Source organism: Armatimonadota bacterium (assembly GCA_013314775.1).
Classification (GTDB): domain Bacteria; phylum Armatimonadota; class Zipacnadia; order Zipacnadales; family JABUFB01; genus JABUFB01.
Window position 1 is genome coordinate 907,063 of the sequence record JABUFB010000008.1, and the last position, 24,282, is coordinate 931,344.

Below are 24,282 nucleotides of genomic sequence, written 5' to 3' on the forward strand. Positions count from 1 at the left end.
TGCGCGACTCAGTACCTGCCGTTTGCAGGGAGGAGTGGTCCGCCCAACCCGCCACTGGCCAGGTAGAAGATGACCGCGACGACTACCACATAGAGAGCTACGGTTGCCAGCAATGGGGCATCGGTGAGCAGGACGCGGTCTGGAGCCTCGCCCTGACCGTGTCGGTGTACGAGGTACAAGTATCGGAATATGCCGTAGATGACGAAGGGGATCGTGAAAATGAGGTCCCGGCTGCCCACCTCATGCACGGTGCGATCGCTGATGGTGTACAAGCAGTAGCTCATGAGTGTCGAGGCGGTCACCACCGCGATCATCTGGTCCAAGAGCTCAGGCGTGTACTCTGACAGGATCTGCCGCGTTGCGAGGGCCTCTTCCTCCAGGGCCACCAGTTCCTGCCGGCGTTTCGTGAATGTCAGGAACAGCGCCAGCAGGAGCGTACACATGAGCAGCCAGGGCGAGATCTCCACCTGAATCGCTTCCGCTCCCGCAACGGCGCGCAGCACGAACCCGCCCGAGACCGCGAGCGCATCCAGGATGACCACGTGCTTGAGCATGAAGTGATAGCTCAGTGTCAGCCCGAGGTATGCCAGGGCGACGAAGCCGGTGGGGGTTGAGACGAGGAAGCACCCCACCACACTGATAGGTGCCAGGATCGCAGCAGCTGCCAGCGCCGTTGCGGGTGACAGTGCTCCGGAAGCGATGGGCCGCAGGCGCTTGCGCGGATGCTTGCGGTCCTGCTCCAGGTCGGCGACGTCATTGACCAGGTAGACCGTTCCGGACAATATGCAGAAAAGGGCGAACGCCGCGACAACGCGCAAGACCGAGTCCGCGTGGGCGTACTCCTTGGCAAAAAGCAAGGCTGCGAAAAGGAGCAGGTTCTTGGTCCACTGCTTGGGCCGCATCGCCTTGAGCAGGTTCAGCGGAAGGCTCATCGCACTCACCCCACAGCACGATGTGAACGGTCACGCCTCGTGCTCCCGGCGCTCGGGTCTAAGCACCGGGAAGAGCACGACCTCGCGGATGCTCGGGCGGTCGCACAGGAGCATCGCAAGGCGATCGACACCCAGCCCGAGGCCTCCTGTTGGCGGAAGACCGTACTCCAGCGCGGTCAGGAAGTCCTCGTCCAGTGGGTGGGCCTCCTCATCTCCCCCACGCCCCGCAGCCACCTGCTGCTCGAACCGCCGGCGCTGATCCAGCGGGTCATTCAACTCGCTGAAAGCGTTTCCGACCTCCTGCCCACCGATGAAGGGCTCGAACCGGGCGGTGAGACGGGGCTCGTCCTGCTTGCGTTTGGCCAGCGGCGAGATAATCACCGGGTAGTCGGTGATGAACGTGGGTTGGAGCAGCTGCGGTTGCACGTAATGGTCGAAGGCCTTATCGAGAAGCTCCGCGTATGTTGCATCGGACACGTCGCCAAGGCGCAGGTTTTCGCAAGCCGCGCGCGCTTCTTCGTCGGTCTCGAAAGTGGCGAAGTCCACACCGCTCATTTCGCGCACAGCGTCAAACAGTCTCCACCTGCGCCAGGGCGGAGTTAGATCGATTTCGATGCCCTGGTAGGTGAATTTGAGGGAGCCGTTCGCCGCCTCCGCCATGGCGCAGACAAGGCTTTCCACCAGCTCCATCATGCCCTCGTAGTCGGTGTACGCCTGGTATGCCTCGAGGATTGTGAACTCGGGATTGTGCCTCGTGTCGATGCCCTCATTGCGGAACACCCGGCCGATTTCGAAAACCCGCTCCATCCCGCCGACCACAAGCCGCTTCAGATACAGTTCCGGCGCGATGCGCATGTACAGGGTCATCTCAAGCGCGTTGTGGTAAGTGGTGAAGGGCCGGGCGTTCGCACCACCATACAGCGGCTGGAGGATCGGCGTCTCCACTTCCATGAAGTCGCGGCTGTAGAAGAGCTCCCGGGCGGCCTGGATCATGCGCGCGCGCTTTGTGAAAACCTCCCGGCTGTCCGGGTTCATGATCAGGTCGAGGTAGCGTTTGCGATAGCGCGTCTCGGTGTCGCTCAGACCGTGGAACTTCTCGGGCAATGGCTGGAGAGCCTTGGCAAGAAGCGTCCATTCGACGATGCGCACCGATATCTCGCCGGCCTTCGTGCGGAAAACCTCGCCCTGCACGCCGATGATATCGCCGAGGTCCAGGTCCTGGAACGCGCGCAGACTTGCCTCGCCCAGACCGTCCAGGTTCGCGAAGAGCTGGATGCGTCCGGATGCGTCCACGAGGTCTGCGAAAGTGGCTTTTCCGTGCCCGCGCTTGGCCATGAGACGTCCGCAGACGGCGACCGGCTTCCCATCAAGCTCGGCGAAGTTCTCGATAATGGGCGCGGCAAGATGAGTGCGGTCAAAACGGTGAATAGCGAAAGGGTCATTCCCGCTTTGCTGCAGTGCGCTGAGTTTCTGCAGGCGCAGTTGCACCTGGTCGAGCTCTTCCGACACGTCGGTTCATTCCTTCCCAGGCCGGCGCCTTGCCGGTTGGTATGACAGGCAGACGGGTCAGCGATTGGCTTCGGCGGCCGCGCGCACCCGGTCGATGTATTCCTGGCTCACTTTGCGCTCGAACGAACGGAACCCTGCGAGCTTGAAACCGTGCTTCACCGCAAGGCCGGAGATCTCCTGGACCTGCTCGATCCTGATATCGCGACCCAAGGAATAGTCCTCGCAGCGATCCTCAAGAGCCAGGATCATTGTCTCGGCCATGCAGGCGTACGAGAGGCCGGGCGGGAAGCCGAAGTTCAGGTTGAACTCCACATTACCGGGCACCGCCACCGCCCCTCCCTCAATCACCAGCACGTCCGGGCGTTTCTCCGCAACATGCCGCGAGACGTCCCGGGGTCGAGCAACGTCGCACACCACGGAGCCGGGCCGGAGCATTTCGGGCTGCACCACTGCTTCCACTGCCGATGTGACTGCGATCGTGATCTCGGCATCTCGAAGGGCGGCAGCCACATCTGTCTCGACCCGGGCATTCACACCCCCCGCAGCAAGCTCCGCCGCGAGCTCTTCGAGGGGCTCCCGTGAGCGCGCATTGAGCACAATCTCGCGCACCCGAGGCCCCAGGATCTTCGCTGAGACTCGGCCGATGGAGCCGGTTGCGCCCAGGATCGCGGCGGTACATTGGCCGGGGTCATGCTCCAGGAGCGCCGCCGCCTCGATAGCTCCCTGCAGCGCCGTGGCCACCGTGTAGCTGTTGCCTGTGGTTACGCCAATGTCCAGTGCTTCGGCAACTGAGTAACCCGCGTCACCCACAACCGAAGTGAAAGCCCCTAACCCGACTATCCCGGCGCCAAGGTCCTGGGCGACCTTTCCGGCTTCGATGATGCGCTTTGTGGCCTTGGCCGGATCGCCCGTTTTGAGCTGGTTTGCCGTCATGTACAGTCCCACGAACCAGCCCTCGGTGCTTGCGCCGGTGAGTGACTGGATGCCCCTGATCTCACTAACAGCCCTCGGACGCATGAGCGTCAGCAGGCTCTCAGTAATACGCCCCGGAATCAGCGCCGCCGCCGGGTATTTCCTGGCGACGTCGGCGACGCTCAATGGATGCATGATGAACGCGAAACGAGCCAATGGATAGTCTCCTGACGACGCGGCGGGCGAATATAGCCCGGATGCCCGGGCTTGGGCCAGTATACCAGCGAACAGCAGAAGGCGCAACGATGCCACGCCTTCCCATCAACGCCCCGTCGCCTTGCCAGCGCAAGCATGGGGTTCTATACTCCTGATGACGGCGAGATGCAGATGACGATGGAGTGTGGTGAATGTCCGATATCTATGTAGGGCTGGAACGCGAGCCGGGAATGGAGCGCGAGAAGGCGGTGCTCGTGGGCATCAGCCGAATGCGCGGAGAAGGCCGCCGGAGCATGCAGGAACTCATCGGCCTGGCGCGGGCCGCAGGCGCTGCGCCGGTGGATGTGGTGATTCAGAACCGTACCACACCTCACCTGCAGCATTTTATCGGCAAAGGGAAACTCGAGGAATTGCGGGCCGTCGTGGCATCCCACGGCGCCGAGATCATCCTCTTCGACGGCGAGCTTACCCCTGCGCAGATCCGGAACCTGGTGGACACCTTCGAGTGCAAGATTCTCGACCGCACCGAGCTAATTCTCGATATTTTCGCCCAGCATGCACGCACGCGCATCGGCAAGCTGCAGGTCGAATTGGCGCAACTATCATACATGCTCCCGCGACTTACCGGCCGGGGCAAGATGATGGACCGGATTACCGCTCGCGGCGGGTCCGGCGGAGTTGGAGTGCGTGGGCCGGGTGAGACGAAGCTCGAAACCGACCGACGGCGTCTACGTCAGCGGATCATGACGATACGCGCGCGGCTGGCGGAACTGGCTGAGCACCGGGATGTGGAGCGCGAGAAGCGCCGGGAGAGCAACCTGCCGCTTGTCAGCCTGGTGGGGTACACCAACGCCGGCAAGTCATCGCTGCTCAATGCACTCTGTGGGTCCGAAGAAGTCCGCGCAAACGACCGGCTGTTCGAGACCCTTGATACCACCGTGCGCAATGTAGACCTGGGCGACAATCGCAGCGCCCTCGTTGCCGATACGGTTGGGTTCATCCGGAATCTGCCCGAGGAACTGATTGAGGCTTTCAGGGCGACCCTGGAGGAGACTCTGGAGGCCGACCTCCTGATCCAGGTCATCGATGCTGGCGACCCGTGGGCAGAGACCGAAAACCTCGCCACGCGCGAGGTGCTCTTCGAACTGGGCGCACACGAAAAGCCAATGCTTATCGCGCTGAACAAGTGGGACACGGTGACGGATCCAGGCAGGCAGTCGGAGCTGCTGGGAAACTTCACGGAAGCGGTGCCGGTATCAGCCGTCACAGGCGAGGGGCTTGACCAGCTGCGCGAGCGTGTCCGGGTGATGCTGCCAACGAAGCTAATCCCGATCCGACTGCATCTTCCCTATTCGGAACTGCAACTGCTGGAACTCACGCGACGCAACGGGCGCCTGCTGGAGACCCGATACAAGCCCGACTACGTTGCCGCCGACGCCGAGGTGGATGAGCCAACGCTGGCGCGCCTGCGGCAATACGTGGTCAGCACCGACCGGTAGCCGCGCCGGTTGCAAATGAGCTATCAGCATCAGCCCTCGCTATCCCCTCTTGCCATGCGAGGGCTGGTCTCGGTCTTCTTTGGCGTCTCCCTCTGCATCAGCCGTAGCATCCAGTCCCTCGGTCTTGTCCGTGAGCCACACTTGCGGTGTCGCTGTCGCGGATTGCGCAACGACGCGTTTGACCACGGATCCAAGCCTGGATCCGACAGCACTCCACAGGGAAGTGCGAAGGCCCCTGGGGGCATGCCAAACCCACCTACCCGGGGCCTCCTCGATGCCAATGTTGCGGACAAACAGCCATGTAACGTACCCCACTATCACCAGCCCCACCGAGAACAGGCTGTACGAGATGGTCCAGGGCACGTTCTGGGTGATCGCAGACCACTCCGACATTCCGAAGATGGAAGCGATGATGTTCAGCGGCATGAAGATGATGCTGAGGACGGTCAGCTTCTTCATGATGATATTGAGGTTATTGCTGATAATCGAGACGCGGGCGTCGGACATCCCGGTGAGAATGTCCGAGTACATCACCACCAGCTTCAGGCATTGTTCGTTCTCAACGATGATGTCATCGAGAAACTCCCGCTCACTTTCGTCGAGGCCAATGCGGTCCGCGTGGATGCGCAAACGTCCCAGAAGCGCCTGGTTCGACTGGAGAGCACTCCGGTAGTACACCAGACCCTTCTGCAAGTTGAACATCGCTGACAGCGCGCGGTTCTCGAGCGAATACTCGATACGTTGCTCGATTCGCTCGGAGACCCGCTGGATCTGCTTCACATCTGCGCTGAATTGCAGGATCGAACGGTAGATGACCTCAAGCAGCACTCCGGCCAGGGAACCACACGTATTCCCGCGGCGGCGCGGAATCGAGAGGGAAGTCTCATCGCGCTGGAGTATGATGAGGCGTTCCGCGAAGAGGAACGCACCGATCGACGTGACCCGGAACTGGGTTTCGTCGCCATCGGAGAACGCGTGGGGCCGCTTCACGATCACCGCGACATGCGTCGGCTCGAACTCCAGGCGAGCGGTCTCATCGGGGTCCAGTGCGGACTGGAGAGTGTGTTCATCGATGAGGAACTCTTCGGTCAATTCGGCACACTCCTCGTCGGAGGGTGCGACCACCACAATGATCTCGGCTTCCGGATCATCGGGCGGGACAAGACGGTACTCACCGAGGCGGTAGCGGAACTGGGTGCGCATGGGGACAGAGGCCTCCTTTGTGTTACTGGACCGGCGGAGGCCTGCCCAAACCAAATGGTCCCGGCCATATCACCGGGACCTGGTCTACGCACGCGCGGCGCTGCGGCTACGCGGGGGAGACAAGAGTGGGATATGGCGAGCCCGAGGGAAGGCAGGCACCGGACAAGCCCGATCGCGTACTGTGATAATCACTCATTGTTCTGCTCAACACACCTTCACAGCAGAGCTATACCTGGCGCGATAGCGAGCCGCCGTCACACAACAGCGTACTCGGCCATCAGTGGCACAGCGGACGGTCGATGCGTCTGGGGCATAGTACTCTCTTCTTGGGACTCTGTCAATGAATCTCGGACACGGACAAGGCCCATGGGTCTTGCGGGATGCGATGAACCTGGACGGCGGGGCATCGGCCTAGGGGGCAAGGGCGTGTCATCACATCCTCGGGCAGGCAGATCGGGAACGCGCTACTGGCTGTCCCATAGACACCCCCGGGGCGCGGCCACAGGAATCAGAAAAGCGACGCCGCTCGGCGTCGCTTTTTCTCGTGGTTGGTGCCCAGGGCCGGACTCGAACCGGCACGAGCGTGCGCTCACTGCCTCCTGAGGACAGCGTGTCTACCAATTCCACCACCTGGGCTATTGGGTTGTGGACGTGTATTCTACACGCTACCACACGGTTGTCAAGCGAAAAAGACGTTCGGATTCCTGCAGCGGGAAGCCGACACACGGCCCGCGTTACCGAGCTCCTCGCATGATCTTCTCCGCACCACCCTCGAACCACGCGCCGATTCCCGAAGACATCCGCAGGAAATAGAACGCGCGGGGCTCGGAGCCGTCATCCAGCTGAACTGCAAGCCTCAGAGCGGCCGCAGGCATGAGCAACTGGTGGGCGGCCGGCCGGTATTTGAAGCGCTTCATCTCTCCCGGTTTCAGGGTGATCGGCTCGGGCGGAGGCGGGTTCTCGTTCTCCACCAGCTTGATCGGCGGCATACCGGGCTGCAGCCCGAGGGTATTCTTGTCGTCCGTAACCAGCATTGGCTGATCGTCGGCGTTCATGCTCAGTGGGATCTTCGACTGTGTCAACCAGTGGCTGCCAAGCTGGCCTATCACGGTGCGTCCGATGGCCTGCACCGTCACGTCCTGTTTCGAGTCGTTACGGATCGCGAAGTCGCAGGCGAGACGGTCGCCTGCTACCACGAAGGTATCAATGCGGGCCGCGATCGTCCCGTCACTCACCCACCGGCCGATATACCCCACGTTCTTAGGCAGAGGCTTGCCTTGATAGAGCCGGGAGTCCTTGTTGTCCCAGACGGTTGCTGCGATGATGCCCGCGACCGCCGCGATTACGAAAGCAATCATGCAGCCCGCGCAGGCGATAGTTGCGGTGCGCTTCCTCCTGTCGGTGGCAGTCTTGGCCTGTTCCTCCACTGCTTCTTTCTTCTCTACTTCGTTAGCGTTCTTGCCGGATGACATTGCTGGTCAGTTCTCCCCATCGTGACTTCCGCATGCAGGGCAGCTTTGCCGCGCCCTGCACGCCCCACGAAAAGAACGCGATTGGGTGCAAGACGGTTCCTTTCCCCGTGGCCGGATTGCTGCCGCCGATAATCTTGTGACAAGCCGGGGAAACCGCCACCGTGACGACCGCGGATACCTGCTCAATCGCCGACCGTCAGTTCATCAGTGGTTCTCGCCTCACTGGTTCATCGCCATCATGGGGATGGGCACCGTTGCCAACATCCAGCATCGGGCGCGAAGAAGACCGCCTGACCGCCCTGATGAATCGCGAACGGGGAAGCGCCGGTGGGTTCCGGACGCTTCCCCGCCTGATTTCGCACGGCTCGACGTGGTGCCGTATCTACGCGCCCTGATCGATGAGCTGGACGTGCTCCTGCACCACATTCGGCGGGCACAGACGAATGAACAGCTTCGCCGTCAGGTACAGGACCAGTATGTCGTCCAGATAGCCCAAGCCCACCAGCGGGAAGCCGGGTATGGCATCCAGGGGCCACAAGGCGTACAACACCCCGATCCCCAGGATCAGCTTGGGCAGGAACCACACCCGCCGGTCGCCATAAAGGCGCAGGAACAGGCGGATGAAGTTGGGGGCGTGCATCAGGTAGTGGAACTGGCTGAATTTCCGGTTCATACCGGGCCGGCTGCCGAAAAAGGACATTCAGGGCACCGCCTCCATAATCTGCGTCAAGTTTAGGATACCCCGCGGGGGGCGTCAAGCAACCACACTCGAGCCACCCGGCTGGATGTCGCTCCCCCAACAGAGCCCGGGCACTTCACTGCCCACGCACCGCAGGACCGGTCAATATCAGCGCGCGCTATGGACGCTAGATTCAGGCGCACCACCCTCGCGTTCCCGGCGCAGTGCCCCGACTGCGCCCCGGCCAAGGTGCCATAGACGGTCTTGCAAAGCACCACCACCCTGCTGGATCGTCCCAAATCATATTGCGCTGCTCGCGGGGCAGACCTTGGCCGCGCGGGATGCGGACGAAATCGCCCTCGGAGTTGTCTAGGTTGCACGGCCCCAGAGGCAGCACGCGGACGGGCACCGTGTCCTCAGCGGTCAGGACCTGGGGCTCCGGGGCATCAGCGGCCAGTGGCAGGGCGGACAGCGCGAAGACCACAGGCAGGCAAGCGAGGGGCACGACGGCAACTGCCTTTGCCCGGTCAGAGCGGGCTGCAGGGGATAGGGCGTCGTGTGAGGAAACTCCCGGTCATCTGCTCAGGACCTCTCCGACGGGAGAAAGGGAGCGCGCTCATGACACGCTATGGAATGGTGATCGGTGTCCGTCCCGAGAAGCTCGAGGAATACAAGAAGTTGCACGCTGCGGTCTGGCCTGAAGTTCTGGCGATGATCCGTGACTGCAATATCCGTAATTACTCTATATACCATCGCGACGGCCTGCTGTTCAGCTACTTTGAGTACATCGGTGAGGACTACGAGGCCGACATGGCCAAGATGGCGGCCGACCCGACGACCCAGAAGTGGTGGGAACTGTGCATGCCCTGCCAGAACCCGGTGCCGACCCGATCCGAGGGGGAATGGTGGGCGCCGATGGAAGAAGTCTTCCACACGGATTGATGCCCCGGGCCTTGATGTGCTGCCGACCAGGACAGTCGGCCTACGCGAGGCACTCCGAAACTCGCGTAGGTCGATCGTCCCGATCGACGCCGTCCGCGCCTTGGAGGACCGGCACCGGATTCCAGCCACACCCGAACCCGGTGCCGTGTCCCCAGAGCGTTCCCCTACTCATCCGATGCGGTTGCCTGCACGCGGAAGTACCCGTCCGCTTCGATTCCCGAGGCCAACTCCGTCACGTGCACGCGCCACAGTCCCGGCACGTCATTGGCCGCGATGGTCGCCTTGATCTCCACGACACCATCCTTGGCCCCATAGTGGCCCGACATCTCGGCCGGTCGGCCGTGGGGATCAAGGATCTCCACTTCTACCGGAACGACCGCATCCATCGGGTTGCCGTCGGGATCGACGACGGCCGATTTTATGGTGATAGTTTCGCCGGGAACAGCGGTCTCGGGCGTCTCAACCTTTACCCCAGCCACCGGCCGCGATGACACCATAAACAGGCGGCCTTCGCAGGGACCAAAGGCGACATCCAGGCTGACCTTGTCGCCTGCGCCCGACTGCCGAACTTCCCTGTGCCGCACCAGGTCGTAGACATGTCCGCCGGATCGCTCCATCACCAGCGTGGCGCCGACCGGCAGGCCGTTTTCCATGACTAGCCCATGATGCCCCACGTAATCCCCGAACTCCCGCAGATCATTGATCGCGAAGAGGTAGTCGGTGGACCCGTAGGCGCGGACCCGGGTGATGACGCTGGGGTCCGAGGACGAAACGTACCGGGTGTAATGAGGGGCGAGCTCGGCCCACAGGCTCTCCGCGGCTTTGATCAATTTCGCCCGGGCGATGTCGGCCTCTTTGGGCCGCTGATAGCTCTGCAGGAGAATGTCAGGTTGAATCGCAGGACAAAGGTTCTCGTCGCCGATAACGATACCCCCGGCCGCCTGGAATGCCTTGATCTTCTCCACCACCGACTGAAGAAGCACATCGCAGTCCACGAGAACCAGCACCTTGAAGCCATCCAGCCCCTTCTGCTGCACTGTCTCATCATAGATGACCTGCGGCTGCAGCCCGGCGTAGTGCAGGATCAGATAGGCGTCCCCTGCCCAGCCGCCATTCCAGCCCCAGGTGCCTCTGCGGGCGAAGGTCTGGGATGCGAAACTCTCCAGGAACGCTACGTCCGAGGGCCTGTCCGGGATCTGAACCAGGGAGGGCCCCAGCGGCTTGACCACCGTATCCACAAGCCTCCGCAGTTCATGTTTCGTCTCCGGGTGAGTATACCGGTACGAGCCGTGCTGATCTTCGCAGTCCACCAGCGACTGCCAACCGTGGTACATGATGCCCTTGATCGGCCGCGAAATCTTCGCCCAGAACGCTTCGCGCAAGTGCATCGGCGCTATGGTGATGAACCGGGCATCCGGAATGCGTCGCTCCCATTCGGCTACGTAGCGGCCCGATGCGTCCACCGATCCGGTACCCCGGGGCTTCACATCCTGGTCGGCAAAGTCCGCGGTCTGGACCTTTGCTTCCTCGCCCGGCTCCGGGGCAGTTTGGCTGCGGTACCAGATCACCTGTGTCATCTTCATGACCTGCTGATCGGGGCGGGTTGCGCCACCGGCCATGCAGAGCAGTTCGTCGGTGCACAGCCCGATGCGGATCGGGTCCGGGTACGAGTAGGTCCAGTGCGCCAGGTAGTCGACATTCCCGCCGCTCCCGTACACACTGGGACAACGCACCGCCGGGTCGTGAAAAGTCCACAAGTCATTGCGGCCCGTGGATTTCAGGCCCTCATGGACGGCGGTGTGCAAGTCGTTCCACCCGTCGCCCTTGGCCCAGAACCAACGGTAGTAGACATACAGCGGAAAATCGTCGGGGATCACGCGATCCGCCGGGAAGTCGTCGATCTCCTGGTATGACACGCCGCGTGCGGAGGTCACCTTCTCGGGGATCTCATACCCGGCGAACTTGCGGAACGCCTCCCGGTCATGCTCGTGGAAACAGACCTGGGTCTCACCGCGCACCTCCGTGTGGATCAGCGCGGAATCCAGGTCGGGGTGGTCGCCGAAGGTCTGCGCCACGGACGCGCCCACGTTGTAGCAGAACTCACGGATCGCCGGGTCACTGGCGCAGACGTCATGCTCCTTGCCCGTGGGCTGGCCGTCGCGTTTCACCCGGGCGTACTCTTCGAGTTCCCGTGCCCAGCGGCCGGGAGACAAGCTGGCAGTGCAGAAAATGCCGTTGCGCAGCGCATTGTCCATGGCCTCGATCTGGTCCGCCACCCCCTTCTCGCTGGTGGATCGCGTCGGTCTCTTCGCTTCCCAGATCGCTTTATTGTCCGCGCCCAGGCCGATGGCATGGGTGAAACCAATGTCTCTCAGACGGTCGATCTCCTTGAGCCCCGCGCCCCACATGAGGACAGGCATGGTGTTCGGCAACTTGCGCGGTACGATGGTGAGCAGGAAACGTTCAGTAGCGGTGAAAGGCGGATCGGAGGGCATCTGTATTGTCGCCACGAGATCATAGTCATCGGGGCGGAGCGTGGTGTCCAGCCTGCACGAAGCCCGGTAGGTCTCGCCGGGGCCCAGGTCGGGCAGTGCCACAACTTGCGGCGGCATTCCCGTAATCTGGAACACCGCTGTCGCGCCGCTGACGGACGCCCGCAGCTTATTGGTGATATCCAGCGAGATCGTGGCTTCCGGTTCCATGCGCACGAAAACCTTGCGCTGCACGGGAACCGAAAACGCAGCCGGGCGGAACTCCAGCTTGCCCTTGCAGATGCGCACCTGGTCTATGAAGCCGGGGAAACCGTGGTAATAGCTGCCCACACGATCGCCGATCATCAGGTCCTTCACACCGGGGGCTACATCCTTGCGGCCGGGCGCGGTGCGTGTCCCGGCAAGACTGCCGTTGATGAAGAAGCTGCCGGTACCCGCTCCGTCATAGGTGAAGGCAATATGGGTCCAGATATCCACCTCGAAAGGCGCGCGGTCGCTGACGAAGACCTCGGTATCAGCGCCGAAGCCCAGCTCCATCCTCAGGTTCCGCAGAGCGCCTGATTCGGGGTTCAACACCAGCTGCATACCGGTCTTGTCCACATAGCGGTTGTCCAGGAGAAAAGACTCCGGATAGCCCTTCATCTCGGGCTTGGGCTTGATCCACATTTCCACCGTGAACGCGCCGCGGGGGGTGAGGTCCGGGTGGGCTTTGGCGCTAGCCCGGTGAGGGGCATCTTCCACGGGCCAGCCCGCGAAAGTTTCGAGCGCCCCACCGAACCGGCCGTCGGGCGAGAACTTGGCGCCCTGCAGTCGGAGGTCATGTCCGTGCCCAGAGAGGTCTTTGGCGGCCTCGTCGCCATCGAACTGCCAGAGGGCCACTACATGATCGCCGGTTGCGTCTTCGCCTGCATACGGGCTCAGATAGGACTCGGCCAGTTGCACCGGAGCCTTCGCCTCCTGCTGGGCCAGCGCGGGCAGCCACAGAGAGATGAGGACAAGAATCAGCGAGACTGAGTGTCGCATGGTGTCATCCTTTCTCGAGCCACCGGTCTCTTCGCATGCGCCAGGCGCCGCCGGCAACCAGCGCGGCGGCGCCTGCAGGACTCTGCTTCCGCCACCGGGAGAGCTCCTGCTTACCCTGCTTTCGCAGGCTTCAGGTCTCCGCTCTCTACCATCGCGGCCAGCGGGTTGTCTTCGATGTCCAGCGGGAAGTCTACGCGGCCCCGGCGCCGGCTGGACTCATAAGCCCCGAAGATGATCTCCGTGGCAACCAGCGCGTTTTCCGCATCAAGCTGGCACTTGCGGCCATTCACGAGACAGTCCACCACATCCGCGATGGCGCGCTCGATGAAGTTCGGCCCGTGGATGCTGGCGCCACCGGTGTCCGGCACGGTCCAGTCCTTCTCCCCTGAAAGCTTGTAGCGAATTGGCGGGCCATTGACCACCCCCACGTCGATCACACCCTCGCTGCCGATGAGCCGGTCCACGCAGCCTACCGGGTTGGCATCCCCCGGCTTGCCGGTCATCACCAGGCCGAAGACACCATTCTGGTACTCGGTGAGCATCACCTGCTGGTTCTCATTGTGCGAGCCGAAGACCAGATTCTCGGTGCGATAGTCAACCTGGCAGATGACCCACTTCGCGGGCACGCCATCGCCCAGGAAGAAGCTGAACATGTCGATGAAGTGGGTGCCGGTGTCATACAGGTTCCCGGCGCCGCATTCCAGCCGCCACAGATCGCCGATTGCGCCCTCGTCCAGCATCTGCTTGGCGATCATGAAGGGCTCGCCATAGCGACGCTGGTGGTTGAAGGTTAGCTGGACGCCTTTCTCTTTCGCCGCCGCGGCCATGCGCTTGGCGCCGCCCCAGGTGTCAGCCATGGGCTTCTCGCAGTGAATCGCTTTGACGCCCGCGTTGATCGCGTCAAGCACCATGGGCTCGTGCAGGTGCATCCAGGTGCAGACGCTCACGATGTCCAGCTTCTCATTGGCCAGCATCTCGCGGTAATCCAGGTACACGCCGGGGATATCGTAGGTATCCGCGAAGGCCCTGGCGTTCTCTTCCACGATGTCCGCGCAAGCAACCATGGTGCAGTTGTCCAGTTGCTTGAAGGCATTCGCGTGCTGGTAGGCCATGGCATAGCCCATGGCATCTCCCCGTTCCTTTTTCCGTCCGGTGCCGATGACTCCGACCCTCAGTTGAGTCACAAACGATCCTTCCTTTCGCCTATTCGAGGGGGCGATGCACGCCCATCCTCCTGGAACGCCCGCACATTTCGCCGGCAGTATAAAAGTACCTGCCCACCACGCACAGGTAGACCATAGCGGTGGGCGTTGCGGCCTGCAGGACAACAGTCTCCGGTTTGGACGCTGGACACGGACGGCGGCGGGCGAGACGCCCGGCCCACGCGGGTAGAGGCAGACGACCGGCGCGGCATGAGCCCGCGCCACACAGACGGCGAAGGCAGACGCGCGGCGCATGCATGGAGGAACCCGCGCGCCCGCAGGGGAATTGGGCACAGGGACGCAGAGTGCATTCACAGACCGACCACCGGGAGCCCTGGGCATGCAAGACCGCATCCGTCAGTACCTCGACGCCGCCGCACGTGGGGCCGACTACCTGCTGTCCATGCAGAATGCGGATGGCTCCTTCATCCGCGAGAACCTGCAGGCCGATGTGTACCACAAGGCGCCTCAGGCACTGCTCCTTACGGGGCATCCGGCGGCGGCGAACCGGCTGCTGGAGTGGGTGAAACGCAATGACCTGCGTGAGGGCGGCCGTCTGCACCATTTCGACGCGGGTCTGGCGCTCTACAAGACCAACTGGCTCTGTCAAGGCGCCCATCGCATGGGCCGGTTCGACATCTCGATGCCGGTGATGCGCTTCATCCTCGGATGCCAGGCGCCCTGCGGCGGGTTCTTCCAGTGGCCCGAGATCAATGCGGTGATCGAGCCGGTCTGCTCAGCCTGGGGTGGGATGACAGCGCTGTACATGGGACACGTGGATGCTGCTGAGAAAGCAGGCCGGTTTCTGCGGAGCATGCTGGAGCAGCAGCCGGACGCCCGGCGGTTCTATTTCCAGACAGACCCCGAGGGCGAACTGAAGCTTGACGGGCCATTCGTGGATGCAGATCAGCCTGCGCAGGCGTACTACTGCCCGGGTATCGCCGCCCTGTTCTGCATCCGCCTGTATCTCGCCACCGGTAGCGAGGATGCCCTCGACACCGCCACGCGCTTATTGCTGTTCCAGATGAACTGCGCCGAGGATGCTTTCGCATATCCGACCGCGGGAAAGTCGGCAGTTGCGGCCGCCACGCTGTACGCGGTCCTCGGAGACGTTCGGGCGCGAGATGCGGCCTGCAGCATGGGGGATTACCTGGTGTCCGAACAAAGCGACGAGGGCTGGTGGCGCAACCCGCACAGCGACGACACCGTGGTGCGGCTGGATCACACCGCCGAGTTCGTAGTCTTCCTGAGCGAGATCGCCGCGATGCTTTCTGTGCGATCGTAGCCCGCAAGAAAGGCGGAGAAGCCATGGAACCATTGGGCCGGGACCTGCGTGACCTGCTGCCGGTGGTGGATGAGACCGTGGCGGCGTCGGTCCGCGCCATACGCAAGCAAGAGATCCGTCGGCGGGAGCCTCACCACCACGAGGAGTTCCACATTCGCGTCATTGAGGAGCCGGGGGAGTTCTACGACGCACTCGCCACCAACATGCTGCGGCGAATGAATCAGGCTGCAGCGGAAGACCGGCCCTTTGTAGGCGTGTTCCCGGTGGGCCCCGTCGGGCAGTATGAGCGCCTTGCCCAGAAAATCATCGCCGAGCGCGTGGACCTGGACCATTGCACCCTGTTTTTCCTGGATGAGTACGCTTACCCCAACGGCCAGACCATTGACAAGTCATCCCCCTGGAGCTTTGAATACACGGCCCATCGGCACCTCTTCGATCTCATCAGCGACACCGGCCTCGACCTGTCGCGCGTACACTTCCCCGGGCCTGACAACATCGACCGATACGATGAGATGATTCTGGATGCCTCGAACGGCCGAGGCGCGGATGTGGTTTACGGTGGCGTGGGTTGGTGTGGCCATTTCGCGTTTTGGGAGCCGCATCTGATTGAGGAATTCGCATCGGAAGTTGACTGGATGGGGGCGCACTCGGCGTTCGTACGCCTGCATCCCATGAGCCTGCTGCACAACTCGCTGCGGGCCGGGGGCGACTGGACCAGCATCCCGCCGTGCGCATACACAGTGGGGCCCGGGGTGATTCTCGGAGCGAAATACCGGAGCTTCTGGCTGGACGCACACCTGGGATCGGGGATGAGCTGGCAGCGGTTCATCGGCCGCCTGGTCACCCACGGCCCGGTGACTCCGCAAATCCCGGCATCATACCTGCAGACGCTTCCCGGGGATGTGGTCTTCCTGGGTGCGGTGGCGGAGGACATCGGCGGACCGAGAGTCTCGTGGCAGTGAGATGGGCCGGGAACGGCGAGCAGAGAACTGTGATTGGGCAGGCGGGAAGGCGGGCGGCGGAAAAGTGCAAAGGCAACGGCGAACGGCTGGTGGGCGAGACGCCCGCCCCACGCACTCAATAACGGACGTCAGCTGGGTGCCTTTGGTGCCACGCCCGGCCCTGTCTGGTGGCCTCTGCCAGGGGGACCGCCTTGACACGCCGTCGCGTCCGGCAGGACGCGTGGTCATGACGCTGTGGCTACGGAGCGTCATGATCCACAGGCCCGTGCTTCAGCGCGGGCCATCCTCGCGGACCGGTACCCTAACCTTCTTCGTGCTTGATGGGCAGGATCGCTCGGAAAGTGCTGCCGACACCCAGTTCGCTCTCGATCTGCATTTCCCCGCCGTGGGTCTCGATAACCCGCCGCACGTAGACCATCCCCAGGCCAATGCCGCCCGCCTGCTTCTTTGATATATCCGTGCGGAATCCGGCCTCGCGCCCGATCTTCTCCAACGCATCGGGCGGGATACCAATGCCCTGGTCGCGAACTTCGAGGATCGCATTATCGCCGCGCTGCTCGATATGCAGCGTGATGGTGGTGCCCGGATCTGAGTACTTGGCCGCGTTTTTCAGGAAGTTGTCCAGTATCGAGATGATCTTGCCCCGATCGCCCTCCATGATGAGGTTTTCTGGGACCTCGAGCGCCACATTATGCCGATTGAGGGCATCAGCAAGTTCCTGGAGTACCTGGCGCACGGCCTCCATGAGATCGAACTCCTGTATGTCCAGCTCAATCTCCTTGCCGGCGTGGATACGCGAGATATTCAGGGTTTCGGCAATCAGGCGAAACATCCGGGATGACTGGATCAGCGCCGTCCCAACGAACTCCTTGATGATCTCCAAGTCATCTTCGGTCATGTCCGGCCCCAGCATATAGTCGATGGTCTGCAGGTTGCCCTCGATGACTGTCAGCGGCGTGCGGAGTTCGTGGGCCACCTGCCCAGTGAGCTCCTCCGCGGCGGTGGTGAAGGGGGACTGGGTGAAGGCGATGATGAGCTGGCCGTCGGGCGTGCGCTGGATATTGGTGTTGTACGTCTCGCCGTCTCGGGCGATGAAAGACCCGTAAGACTGGTCTTCGCCATCGAACACGGCCTTGAGCATCTGGGAGATCTGGTTGCCATAGTCGAAGGTGCGCAGGTCTCGGCTCTGGGCGAGGTCAGCCTCGAGGATCCGCAATGCTTTCGTGTTTGCGACAAGGATCGTTGCGTCCTCATCCACGAGCATCAGCCCCACGGGGACTGTCGCGAATGCGGTCTGGATCTCATCGAACTCCTGCAACTGCTCCTCGACAAGAAGAGCGGCTGCCTGCGGGGCAAAACGCCGGACAAGTGTGACGTCGTCATCATCAAAGGGCTGTCCTCCGCGCTTGTTCCACAGGGAGAGAAGGCCGACCGGGCGAGCGACCGGCTCTTCGTCAGACTCCACTGGCTCGCGGGTCCAGATGATAGGAACCAGCATGACCGGCGAGACGCTCTCTCCGCGAAGGACTTCGACCGTCTCATCCAGGAGCACCGGCGTGCGGGTCTCCAGGGCCTTCTGCGCGGCGGCGGCCAGAGGCGCGTCGGTATCGAGATCGATCTCACGCGCGTCTTCAAGTGACCGGGATGATTGCAGGTTCACCAGGGCTTCGGGCCGCAGATGATTGGATGCCAGGCCCAGCCCATAGCACACCACGCCTTCAGTGCGGATGATCTGCGCAACACGTTCGCAGAACCTGAACAATGTCCTCGATGGCATGCATGACCTCCCGGGAAGTCCATCGGCGGCCCGCAATGACGCGGGCGCCAGCGACAGGCCACAGGAGCCTCCACCTGTGGCCGCGCGGTCCTTTGGCGCTGCCCATTGACCGGCCAGGTGACACGGCGGGGAGCGCCGGAGTGACTGGTGCCTGTGCATGATAGCGCACATCGGCGAGGTGTCAAGTCAGGAGGCACACCATTCCCGGCGGCCAGACCTTGCCGAGAAGGTCCACAATGACACAGAGGCGAATTTGCTGTCCCATTGCCGTGTGGCATTCTCTGCCCGTATCGACCGTGAGCCAAAGGAGCCCGTGCCTTGACTGATCCCCTCTTCGCTGCCGCGCCCGTTGTCCTGGCTGTCTCTGCAGCACTGGTCCTGGCTGGAGCCGCGCAAGACGAGGATGTGCCGCCCGCGTTTCCGGGCCAAGCTTCCGACTATCACGGCTACGCCCGCCACGACTTCGTGGTCGACGGCTGCCCGGTAGTGGTTGTCCGCCCGAAGCAGGTGGCCGAAGGCCGTCCTTGGATCTGGCGCGCTGAGTTCTTCGACCACCGCCCAGAGACCGACCTGGCGCTGCTCAAGCTGGGCTGGCACCTGGTGTATATGAACGTTGGGAATACCTTCGGCTGCCCATCGGCGATGGCGCATTTCGATGTGATGTACCGCGAGATGACAGGCAAGTACGGACTGGCTGAGAAGACGGTGCTGGAGGGGCTTAGCCGCGGCGGCCTGTACTGCTATAACTGGACGGCACGCAATACCGACAAGGTGGCATGCATCTACGGCGACGCGCCTGTGTGCGATTTCAAGAGCTGGCCCGCCGGAAAGGGCGCGAGCCCCGGCAGCAAAGAGGACTGGCAGAAACTCATCCGGGACTACGGATTCGCCTCTGAGGAGGAGGCGCTGGCGTACCCGCTCAACCCCGTGGACAACCTTGCGCCGCTGGCGAAGGCAAAGATACCTTTGATCCACGTGTATGGAGACGCGGATGAGACTGTGCCGCCGGAGGAGAACACCCTGGTGGTGAAGGAGCGGTACGAAAAGCTGGGCGGGGAGATAACGCTCATTGCAAAGCCGGGCGTCGGGCACCATCCCCACGGCCTGGACGACCCGACGCCCATCGTGCAGTTTATCCTGAAGTGTGTGGCGCCCAAGGACTGAGAGGACCGCGGACACGCCCTCTCAACGATCTGTGATCCGCAAGTGCTCGAAGGTCACTTCTCCGTTCTCAGCAACAAGCCCCAGCGCGCCAGAGGGCCGATCATACATTCGGCTCACGAGAGCAACCTGGTCGCCCACGAAGACTTCGAGCACGGTCCCTTGAACGAAAACGCGTACGCTTGTGGGCGGCTGTTCGACGCAGACGGGTGCCTGAAAAATGGGTTCGCCGGGTCCGTACGGTCCCCACGCGCTGATCCGGGTACGGTGCAGAGCGGGCTCAAGGCTCACCACGTAGCCGGCGTCGTATCCGTCGGACATCCGCAGGACAATGTGGGCCCGGGCCGAAGGGTTGTCGAAGCTCAGGCACGCCTGCAGCAGATAGCTGTCCGGCACCTGAAGACGACTTAGGGCTCGACCGTCCAGCTTTCTTCCGACAACACAGTCGCGATCCACGTGCCAGGCCCCTGTCACCGCCTGGGTCTGCTGCAGGCCGGCTTCGTCCACCACCGGTCGCGAGAAGGCGTGCAGGACTTCCTCCACAGGCCGAACGCAGACACACCCGTTTGGTCTGCAGACCAACTCGCGCGGGATGCACATATGCCCGCCCCACTCCCAGTTTCCGCTGTCCGTCTCACCCTCGCGGCTGGCGACCCAGCCGAAAGCCACGTGGCGCTGGCCGTCGAACAAACGCTTGATGGCGTAGTTGCGGGGACAATCCAGGAACTCGTTGGGGGGCGCCTGCCAGGGTCCACGGGGCTCAGGCGCGGTGGCGACCGCGGTCACGTGGGTCGAATACAGCATGAACCACCGCCCGGTGGCGGGGAACAGATCACTACATTCGGGGCACCAGATCTTGCGCGGCGTCCACAGCGGCGGCTGGAGGTTCCAGCTCTGGAGATCCGGGGAAGTGGCTAACCCGATGCAGCCGGCCGCAGGTACCGGCGACCCGGCTTCACGCGCGCTGATGGTCATCCAGAAGCAACTCTCGTCATCGTTCCAGAATACGAAGGGATCGCGAAAGTCCTGGCCCTCGTAGAGAGAATTGTCAATCACCAGCACCGGATTGGCGGGGTCCTTCTCCCACGAAATCAGGTCGGCGCTTGTAGCGTGCATGATGACCTGCTTACGTTCCAGCGCCTCATTGTGCCCGGTGTAGAAGATGTGAAAGGTGCCCTCGTGCTCGATGACACTCCCGGTCCAGCAGTCACCACCGTCGTGATCCTTCGATTCGCCAACGGGAAGCGCTGTGGGCAACTCGGCCCAGTTCACCAGGTCGCGGCTGGCGATGTGGGCCCACGGCGTGCCCCCGAACCCACGCTTCAGGTAGAAGACGTGGTACACCCCTGCCCAGTAGAAGGGGATACAGTCCCCCACGTATCCGCCGTCAGCGGGCCTGAAATGGAAGGGTGATCCGTGGCTCATTGTGAGCGCCTCCGCATGAAGAGCGTTGCACGCCCCTGATAGGATAATTCACCCCGACAGCGCCGGAATCCTCCACGCGCGTGAAGGTAATCGGGAACCAGGGGGCTAACTCTCCCCCATTACTGCGGCCGGAGGTATAGCCATGCGTCTGGCGATGACCTGCGCACTCACCATACTCATCCATATTCCGCTGCTTGCGGCCGTTTCACCGGAAGTCGTGAACGGGGGCTTCGAGACCCTCGGTGACGACGGCCTGCCCGTGCAGTGGAAGGCCTTCGGCCCGCAGAACTGGGATTTCACGGCGGAAGCCGCTCACACCGGCGAGCGCGGCCTGCGATTCCGCCCCAGTGACGCCCAGCAGTGGTTCCGGCAGCAGCAGCCGGGCTTCGCGACCCGGTCCTATACCGTCTCCGGGTGGTTCCGCGGGAATAATCTCAAGCTCGGAGAGAGCAAGGACAAACACGCGCGGCTCTATGTTCACGTGCTCTATCAAGACCGGCCCTATTCGGACGCAGACCATTTCTACTATGACTTGCCCACCGGCACCTATGACTGGCGCCGGGCTAGCGTGCGCATCGTCCCGAAGACCACCTGGCCCGTGAGTGACTTCTGGGTCACGCTGACCAGCCAGTTCGAAGCAGGAACGCTGGACTGCGACGACATCAGCATTGAACCGGCGACACCGATGGGAGGTGCGAGTGTGCTTGACTGGACCAATGGCGCGCACCCTATTGTGCTGACGGATATGAGTAAATGCGAGCCCGCGGAGGCCCTTGCTGACCGCAGGCTCAAGGGCAAATGGAAGATACTCGACTACAAGGCCGGGCCTTACCAAGGCAAGATGCTTTCTGCGAACTTCGAACAGGACGCGCCGCCGGTTACCCTGCCCCTGAATGTGAACGGCTGGCATGCCATCTACCTGGGCATCTATGACGGCAAGGTGCGCGTGAAGCTCACGTCGGACCCCGCGTATGTTGGGCGCGTGCCCTGCTCGGGAAGCATCTCCGAGGTTTTCTTCAAGGCCGCCGATCTCACCGGCGAGAGCATCCAGTTCGCGCAGCAGTCCAAGGGTCATCCGCACGAGTGTCAGGTGGCCTATGTCAAGCTGGTGCCTCTCACGAACGAGGAAGTTGCGCAGATCCAGGCGGACCGCGCTGACATAGCCCAGCGCAATCTCGCAACAACCATCGATGGCTTCAGCTTCCTGTGGGACCGCGGCTGCGTGACCCTTGAGGAACTGCAGGAGGAGACCGAGGAGTACCGCCATTCCGACTTCGGCACCCTCTACCTGCAGATGACCGGTGCGGACGCGGTGAACTATGAGACGCAGATAGGTGAGAACATCGGCATCGACGACGGCAGACTCATCCCCGTCTTCCCACGGGACGGGGACCGCATCTACGCCGAATCCCTGCAGGAACGCATCCGGCTGGGGATCAACGCCACCCAGGCGCTTATCGAAGGAGCCCACGACGTGGGCATGACCGTCTTCGCCACCATCCGTCCGGCAGCTTGGCAGTTCCCGCCGCCCATGGAGGAGTTCTTCCGCAGCGACTTCTATGATGCCCACCCGGAGTGGCGGTGCGTAGACCGAGACGGAACTCCGGTGGCCCGCATGAGCTTTGCGGTGCCTGAAGTCCGCGCCTACCTGATCAACGTTCTGCGCGAGGCCGTCCAGTTCGGTGCGGATGGGGCGTGTGTGCTGTATAATCGTGGCCTGCCCATAGTGCTGTGGGAGGAGCCCTTCTGCGCGCTTTTCCGCGAAAAGTACGGAGAGGACGCACGCGCCGTTCCGGAGACCGATCCTCGCCTGGTGGAACTGCGCACGGATATTGCCACGCAGTTCATGCGCGAGATACGCCAGATGCTTGATGCCGAACAGGCGCGTCGTGGCGACGGCAGACGCCTGAAGATTGCCGCAATGACGCTGGCGAACGAAGCGGATAACGTGAAGTATGGTGTAGACATTCGCAAATGGGTAGATGAGGGGCTGCTGGATGAGGTCGCGCCGTATCTCGGCGCAGGGGGAGGCTCAGCAAAAGCGTACGACCTGGAGTTCTTTGCCGAGGCCTGCGGGGCGAAAGGCGTGCCTTGGCGCCCCACCATCGTGGCATGGCAGGCTCCGACTGTCGAGGAAATGCGTCGTCTGGCCGTGCAGTACCGCGACGCAGGCGCCGCAGGCGTCTGCTTCTGGGATGGGAACAGCCTGACCACCGCGACCGACAAGTGGTCCGTTGTCTCGCGCCTGGGGCACCTCGAGGAGATGCGTTCGCAACTTGAGATGGGTGCGCCCCAATGCAGTTGGGTTCGTCCGGAATGGCTCGGCGGCATGTACGTCGGGAGCCGCTACCAGACGACCTGGGGGTTTTGATCGGTCCGCCGTTAGTGGAGCGGAAGTTCCGTGACCTTGACTGCCTGGGGCGTCATCTCCCCCGCCGCCCTTCATTGCTGACGGAACGGACCGTCCTATCGCCCTTGTCCGCGTGAGGCGAGCGTCTCGCCCGCCGCCCTTCGCTCATCGAAACGCTCAACGAGGCACGATTGATGACACCGAACCTGGCCTCCCAAGCCATCGCCGCACTGATCGCGAATATCGAGCGCGTGATCGTCGGCAAGCGTGAGACCGTGGAGCGCACAGTGGTGGCGTTGATCTCCGGCGGGCACGTGTTGATCGAAGACGTGCCAGGCGTGGGCAAGACCATGCTGGCTCGGTCGTTGGCACTCAGCATCGGCGGGCAGTTCCAGCGTATCCAGTTCACTCCGGACCTCCTGCCCACCGACGTGACCGGTGTGTCTATCTACGACCAGTCCACCCAACGCTTCGAGTTCCGCAAAGGCCCGGTATTTGCCAACATTCTCCTGGCTGACGAGATCAACCGCGCCGGACCGCGCACCCAGTCGGCGCTGCTCGAGGCGATGGAAGAGCACCAGGTCACCCAGGACGGTGTCACCTACCCGTTGCCCGACCCGTTCATGGTCATCGCAACTGAGAATCCCATCGAGTACGAGGGCGTTTACCCGCTGCCCGAGTCTCAGCTTGACCGGTTTCTCCTGCGCCTGGAGCTTGGGTATCCGTCGCGGGAGGAAGAGAAGACGGTGGTGAAGCGCCAGCTTATTGCGCATCCGGTCGAGTCTCTGGAACCGGTGGCTTCTGCCGATGAGATCGCCCGCGTCAACGAGGTGGTCCGAGCATGCCATGTGGCGGAGGAAGTGTACAACTACGCGCTGGACATCATCCAGGCCACGCGGGAGTCGGAGTCCCTGCGCCTTGGTGCCAGCCCGCGCGGGACAGTGGGCCTGATCCGCTGCGCCCAGGCACTGGCCACGCTTCGGGGCCGCGATTTCGTTTCTCCCGACGAGATCAAGGAACTCGCGCCCAGCGTCCTCGCCCACCGGGTGATCCTGAGACCGGAGGCGCGAATGAGCGGCCACACGGCCCATGACCTGATCCTGCGGATACTCGAGCGCATCCGCGTGCCGGCCTGAGCCACCGGCGAGATGGGCGATTTCGATTGTATGCCCTCTGCCGTTCCACTTGCTCGCTTGAGGCGGCGGCTCGCCCGCTACCAGCAGCCGTTCCTACATATCCTG

17 protein-coding genes and 1 tRNA gene are annotated in these 24,282 nt (G+C 62.7%); 7 read left to right on the forward strand and 11 right to left on the reverse strand.

Annotation, left to right across the window (positions count from 1 at the left end; all coding sequences use genetic code 11):
• Window positions 1-8 precede the first annotated feature (8 nt).
• Genes HPY44_10650 through HPY44_10660 form a run of 3 tightly spaced genes read right to left on the reverse strand, consistent with a single transcriptional unit; the run spans window position 9 to window position 3,569 of the window.
• Window positions 9-932, reverse strand: coding sequence for a decaprenyl-phosphate phosphoribosyltransferase (locus tag HPY44_10650; protein NSW56466.1), 924 nt, complete (start codon window positions 930-932; stop codon window positions 9-11).
• 30 nt (window positions 933-962) lie between these two features.
• Complete coding sequence (gene lysS / locus HPY44_10655) at window positions 963-2,441, reverse strand: lysine--tRNA ligase (GenBank protein ID NSW56467.1); 1,479 nt, start codon at window positions 2,439-2,441, stop codon at window positions 963-965.
• Window positions 2,442-2,498: 57 nt separating this feature from the next.
• Complete coding sequence (locus HPY44_10660) at window positions 2,499-3,569, reverse strand: shikimate dehydrogenase (GenBank protein ID NSW56468.1); 1,071 nt, start codon at window positions 3,567-3,569, stop codon at window positions 2,499-2,501.
• A 191-nt stretch (window positions 3,570-3,760) separates the two neighbouring features.
• Between HPY44_10660 and hflX the strand changes: the two genes are divergently transcribed.
• Window positions 3,761-5,068, forward strand: coding sequence for a GTPase HflX (hflX, locus tag HPY44_10665; protein ID NSW56469.1), 1,308 nt, complete (start codon window positions 3,761-3,763; stop codon window positions 5,066-5,068).
• A gap of 39 nt (window positions 5,069-5,107) precedes the next feature.
• Here the strand turns inward: hflX and HPY44_10670 are convergent, their stop codons facing one another.
• The 4 genes from HPY44_10670 to HPY44_10685 form a co-directional block, all read right to left on the reverse strand.
• Entirely contained in the window at window positions 5,108-6,271 is a 1,164-nt protein-coding gene (locus HPY44_10670) for a magnesium transporter CorA family protein (GenBank protein NSW56470.1), read from the reverse strand.
• 549 nt (window positions 6,272-6,820) lie between these two features.
• Window positions 6,821-6,907: transfer RNA gene (locus HPY44_10675), tRNA-Leu, on the reverse strand.
• A 98-nt stretch (window positions 6,908-7,005) separates the two neighbouring features.
• Window positions 7,006-7,743: a hypothetical protein gene (locus tag HPY44_10680; protein ID NSW56471.1), complete on the reverse strand. Its 738-nt coding sequence runs from the start codon at window positions 7,741-7,743 to the stop codon at window positions 7,006-7,008.
• 382 nt (window positions 7,744-8,125) lie between these two features.
• Window positions 8,126-8,443 carry a DUF1232 domain-containing protein gene (locus HPY44_10685; GenBank protein NSW56472.1) on the reverse strand — a complete coding sequence of 106 codons (318 nt, stop codon included), beginning with the start codon at window positions 8,441-8,443 and terminating at the stop codon, window positions 8,126-8,128.
• A gap of 597 nt (window positions 8,444-9,040) precedes the next feature.
• Between HPY44_10685 and HPY44_10690 the strand changes: the two genes are divergently transcribed.
• Window positions 9,041-9,364: an L-rhamnose mutarotase gene (locus HPY44_10690; protein NSW56473.1), complete on the forward strand. Its 324-nt coding sequence runs from the start codon at window positions 9,041-9,043 to the stop codon at window positions 9,362-9,364.
• Between the two features lie 164 nt (window positions 9,365-9,528).
• Here HPY44_10690 and HPY44_10695 read toward each other — a convergent pair whose 3' ends face one another.
• Both HPY44_10695 and HPY44_10700 read right to left on the reverse strand, forming a co-directional pair.
• A complete protein-coding gene (locus tag HPY44_10695) occupies window positions 9,529-12,879 on the reverse strand; it encodes a beta-galactosidase (GenBank protein NSW56474.1) in 3,351 nt (1,116 codons plus the stop codon).
• Between the two features lie 110 nt (window positions 12,880-12,989).
• On the reverse strand, window positions 12,990-14,336 hold the full coding sequence (locus tag HPY44_10700; GenBank protein NSW56475.1) for a Gfo/Idh/MocA family oxidoreductase: 1,347 nt from the start codon (window positions 14,334-14,336) through the stop codon (window positions 12,990-12,992).
• A gap of 85 nt (window positions 14,337-14,421) precedes the next feature.
• On the opposite strand from HPY44_10700, the gene HPY44_10705 reads away from it, so the two are divergent.
• Window positions 14,422-15,366 (forward strand): hypothetical protein, encoded by a 945-nt coding sequence (locus HPY44_10705; protein NSW56476.1) that lies wholly within the window; start codon window positions 14,422-14,424, stop codon window positions 15,364-15,366.
• 23 nt (window positions 15,367-15,389) lie between these two features.
• Complete coding sequence (locus tag HPY44_10710) at window positions 15,390-16,328, forward strand: hypothetical protein (GenBank protein NSW56477.1); 939 nt, start codon at window positions 15,390-15,392, stop codon at window positions 16,326-16,328.
• A gap of 301 nt (window positions 16,329-16,629) precedes the next feature.
• Here HPY44_10710 and HPY44_10715 read toward each other — a convergent pair whose 3' ends face one another.
• Window positions 16,630-18,105 (reverse strand): PAS domain-containing protein, encoded by a 1,476-nt coding sequence (locus tag HPY44_10715; protein NSW56478.1) that lies wholly within the window; start codon window positions 18,103-18,105, stop codon window positions 16,630-16,632.
• Between the two features lie 354 nt (window positions 18,106-18,459).
• Here HPY44_10715 and HPY44_10720 point away from each other — a divergent pair, with 354 nt between their 5' ends.
• Window positions 18,460-19,269, forward strand: coding sequence for a prolyl oligopeptidase family serine peptidase (locus HPY44_10720; protein ID NSW56479.1), 810 nt, complete (start codon window positions 18,460-18,462; stop codon window positions 19,267-19,269).
• A gap of 21 nt (window positions 19,270-19,290) precedes the next feature.
• Here HPY44_10720 and HPY44_10725 read toward each other — a convergent pair whose 3' ends face one another.
• Window positions 19,291-20,691: a family 43 glycosylhydrolase gene (locus HPY44_10725; protein NSW56480.1), complete on the reverse strand. Its 1,401-nt coding sequence runs from the start codon at window positions 20,689-20,691 to the stop codon at window positions 19,291-19,293.
• A 142-nt stretch (window positions 20,692-20,833) separates the two neighbouring features.
• Between HPY44_10725 and HPY44_10730 the strand changes: the two genes are divergently transcribed.
• Both HPY44_10730 and HPY44_10735 read left to right on the forward strand, forming a co-directional pair.
• Complete coding sequence (locus HPY44_10730) at window positions 20,834-23,062, forward strand: hypothetical protein (protein ID NSW56481.1); 2,229 nt, start codon at window positions 20,834-20,836, stop codon at window positions 23,060-23,062.
• Window positions 23,063-23,235: 173 nt separating this feature from the next.
• Window positions 23,236-24,177, forward strand: coding sequence for a MoxR family ATPase (locus tag HPY44_10735; GenBank protein ID NSW56482.1), 942 nt, complete (start codon window positions 23,236-23,238; stop codon window positions 24,175-24,177).
• The last annotated feature ends 105 nt before the right edge of the window (window positions 24,178-24,282 follow it).